Annotated in this window: 4 protein-coding genes; all 4 read left to right on the forward strand. The window is 69.9% G+C overall.

What is annotated here, in order from left to right; genetic code table 11:
- The coding region (locus tag ACR2JA_RS19420) for a DNA gyrase C-terminal beta-propeller domain-containing protein (RefSeq protein WP_434010706.1) at positions 1-906 on the forward strand (906 nt) is incomplete at its 5' end.
- A 64-nt stretch (positions 907-970) separates the two neighbouring features.
- On the forward strand, positions 971-1,159 hold the full coding sequence (locus tag ACR2JA_RS19425) for a hypothetical protein (RefSeq protein WP_434010707.1): 189 nt from the start codon (positions 971-973) through the stop codon (positions 1,157-1,159).
- A 66-nt stretch (positions 1,160-1,225) separates the two neighbouring features.
- Positions 1,226-2,359: an MBL fold metallo-hydrolase gene (locus ACR2JA_RS19430; protein WP_434010708.1), complete on the forward strand. Its 1,134-nt coding sequence runs from the start codon at positions 1,226-1,228 to the stop codon at positions 2,357-2,359.
- A gap of 7 nt (positions 2,360-2,366) precedes the next feature.
- Positions 2,367-3,526 (forward strand): alanine racemase (locus ACR2JA_RS19435; RefSeq protein WP_434010709.1); only part of this gene is annotated, 1,160 nt, incomplete at its 3' end.

A 3,526-nucleotide genomic window follows, 5' to 3' on the forward strand; every position in this document is an offset into this window, starting at 1 on the left:
CAGGGCAAGCTCGAAGACATCCTGGCCAACCCGGCGAGCCTCAAGCGCCTGATGGTCAAGGAGATCGAAGCCGACGCCAAGACCTTCGCCGACCCGCGCCGCACGCTGATCCAGGCCGAGAAGAAGGCCGTGGCCGAGATCAAGGTGGTGGACGAACCGGTCACGGTGGTCATCTCCAGCAAGGGCTGGGTGCGCGCGCGCACCGGCCACGGCCACGAGGCCGCCAGCTTCGCCTTCAAGGCCGGTGACGGCCTGTACGGCACCTTCGAATGCCGCACGGTGGACACGCTCATCACTTTCGGCAACAACGGCCGCGTCTACAGCGTGCCGGTGGCCAGCCTGCCCGGTGCGCGTGGCGACGGCCAGCCCATCACCACGCTGATCGAGCTGGAGTCCGGCACACAGCCGCTGCACTACTTCGCCGGCCCGGCCAACGCCACGTTGCTGCTGTCCGGCACGGGCGGCTACGGTTTCCTGGCCACGGTCGAAAACCTGGTCTCGCGCCAGAAAGCCGGCAAGGCCTTCATCAGCGTGGGCGAGGGCGAGACGATCTGTGCGCCGTCGCACGCGATGCACACCTCGGGTGGCCAGCCGCTGCTGCCGGCCACCCACGTGGCCTGCGCCTCCACGGGCGGCCGCATCCTCACCTTCGAGATCGGCGAACTCAAGCTGATGGAGAAGGGCGGTCGCGGCCTGATGCTGATCGACCTGGAAGACAAGGACACGCTGGCTGGCGCCTGCGCCTACACGCGCAGCGTGAAGATCGAAGGCATTGGGCGCGGTGGCAAGGAGCGCGACGAAACGCTGGAGATCCGCAGCCTGAACAACGCCCGGGCCGCGCGTGGCCGCAAGGGCAAGGCGGCCGACCTGGGCTTCAAGCCCAACCGCATCACGAGGGTGGAATGATGACCACCGCCGGGCCGATCCCCAGGCGCTCAGCCCCGCCGTGCGCAGCATATAGGGGCGTCCTGTGAGCACAGACAGCGTCGGCCTGTTCCTGATGCTGGCAAGCTTTGCGCTCACCTTCTTCGTCGCGCGCACCTTGGGCAAGCGCCTCAAGGCCAGGCGCGAAGCCGAGCAGGCCAAACAGGCCGAACGCGACCTGGCCCGGCAGAGCCGCCAGGTGCGGCGCGCAGCAGAGCGCAAAAAGAAGACCTGACGCGCACAAAGCACCCACGGCGTGCCGGGCGGCGCCCAGTCGCCAGAATGGCGGATCTTTGAAAGGATGGCCATGAAGTCGATGGGCAAACGGGCCGACGGCCAGCGGCTGGAGCGCATGCAGGCCTCGGCCCAGTGGCGCGGTCAGGGCTTCCACAACGTGTACCCGGTGGCGCCGGGGCTGCGCGATCCCGCCGCGCCGTTCCCGAGCGTGAAAGACTTTCTGTGGGGCGGCGAACGCCGCGTGCCCACCGCCCCGCTGCCCGCGACCGACCCGCGCGAGGGCTGGCGCCGGGTGCCGCAGAGCGGCCTGCGCGCCACCTGGCTGGGCCACTCGACGGTGCTGGTCGAGATCGGCGGGAAGCGCCTGCTGACCGACCCCGTGTGGGGTCCACGCGCTTCGCCGTCCACCCTGGTCGGCCCCAAGCGTTTCCAGCCCGTGCCGCTCAAGGTCAAGGAGCTGCCGGCGGTGGACGCGGCCCTGGTCTCGCACGACCACTACGACCACCTCGACTACCCCACGGTGCGTGAACTCAACCAGCGCGGCGTGCCCTTCGTCACCTCGCTGGGCGTGGGCGCGCACCTGCAGGCCTGGGGCGTGCCGGCGGAGCGCATCACCGAGCTGGACTGGTGGGAAGAACACCGCCTGCCCGGCAGCGATGTCACGGTCACGGCCGCGCCCTCGCAGCATTTCTCCGGCCGCGGCCTGAAGGACCGCAACGCCACGCTGTGGTCCTCGCTGGTGATCCGGTCGGCGAAACACAGCGTCTTCTTCAGCGGTGACACCGGCCTGACTGATGCCTACGGAGAGATTCGTGAGCGCCTGGGACCGTTCGATCTGGTGATGCTGGAAATCGGCGCCTTCCACCCCGCCTGGGGCGACATCCACCTCGGGCCGGACAACGCGATGAAAGCGCACCAGATGCTGGGCGGGGGCGTGCTGCTGCCGGTGCACTGGGGCACCTTCAGCCTGGCCATGCACGCCTGGGACCAGCCCGCCGAGGTGTTGCATGCGCTGGCCGAGCAGAACGGGACACCGCTGCTGATGCCACAACTCGGGCAAGCAGTGGAACCCGCGCACGTCGAGCGCACCGACCCCTGGTGGCGGCGCGTCGAGACCCAGCCCGGTCAACCTCCCGCGGGCGAACCCGAGCACCCGCCCCAACACCTGCCCAAGGCCCTGCACTGGCCGCTGGACTGAACCACCCATGAACACTTCCGACGCCGTCTTCGGCCCCCACCTCAAAGGTTTCCCCACCGCGGGCGCGTCGCTCACGCGCGAGCAGGTTCCCGCGCAAGGCTGGCAGCTGCTGCGCGGCGACCTGGCCCTGCCGCTCGCTGTGCTCAAACAGTCTGCTCTGCAACACAACCTGCACTGGATGCGCGACTTCTGCGCGCAGCGCGGCCTGCACCTGGCGCCGCACGGCAAGACCAGCATGTCGCCCGAGCTGTGGCAGCTGCAGCTGGACGCCGGTGCCTGGGGCATCAGCTTCGCCACCGTGTTCCAGGCGGCGGTCGGCGCGCGGTATGGCGTGCCGGTGCTGCTGATCGCCAACCAGGTGATCCAGCGCGCCGAGCTGGACGCGCTGGCGACGCTGCATGCCGAACGGCCGGGTCTGCGCTCGATGTTCCTCGTCGATTCGGTCGGGCAGGTGGACGCCATCGAAGCCTGGGCCGCTGACCGCGCATTCCAGGGCCGGTTCGAGGTGCTGCTGGAACTGGGCCTCGCCGGCCAGCGCACCGGCACCCGCACGGCCGATGAGGCACTGCAGGCGGCCGCCCGCATCGCCGCCAGCCCGGTGCTGCAACTCGCGGGCATCGAGTGCTACGAGGGCACCACCGCGCACTGCGACCACGCCAAAGACCGTGCCACCGTGCAAGGCCTGATGGACCGCGTCGACGCCATCGCCCGCGAGGCCATCGCACAGGGCTGGTTCGCGCACGAAGAGATCGTGCTCACTGCCGGCGGCTCGGCGATCTTCGACCTGGTGGCCGAACGCCTGACCCCCGCGCTTGGTCGCCCGGTGCGCGGCGTGCTGCGCTCGGGCTGTTACCTCACACACGACCACCAGCGCTACACGCGCTACCTGTGCTGCGTGGGCGAACGGTTGAACCTGAAGGAAACCCTGAAGCCCGCGCTGGAGGTGCTGGCCTGCGTGCAGAGCCAGCCCGAACCGGGTCTGGCGCTGCTCTCCATGGGCAAGCGCGATGTGTCGTACGACCTGGACCTGCCGCAGCCCGTGTGGCGCTCGCACCTGCCGCACAGGAGGCAGGGCGGCTCGCCGCAGCCCGTGCCCGCCCACTGGCGCATTGACGCGCTGAACGACCAGCACGCCTACCTGCGCTTCGACGCCACGGCGCCGCGGGC

This window comes from Hydrogenophaga sp., from assembly GCF_051007235.1.
In the GTDB taxonomy this organism is placed as follows: domain Bacteria; phylum Pseudomonadota; class Gammaproteobacteria; order Burkholderiales; family Burkholderiaceae_C; genus Hydrogenophaga.

Excerpts from the sequence above, each read along its gene's own strand:
- ACR2JA_RS19430 (WP_434010708.1), top strand. The coding sequence starts at position 1,226 with ATGGCCATGAAGTCGATGGGCAAACGGGCCGACGGCCAGCGGCTGGAG.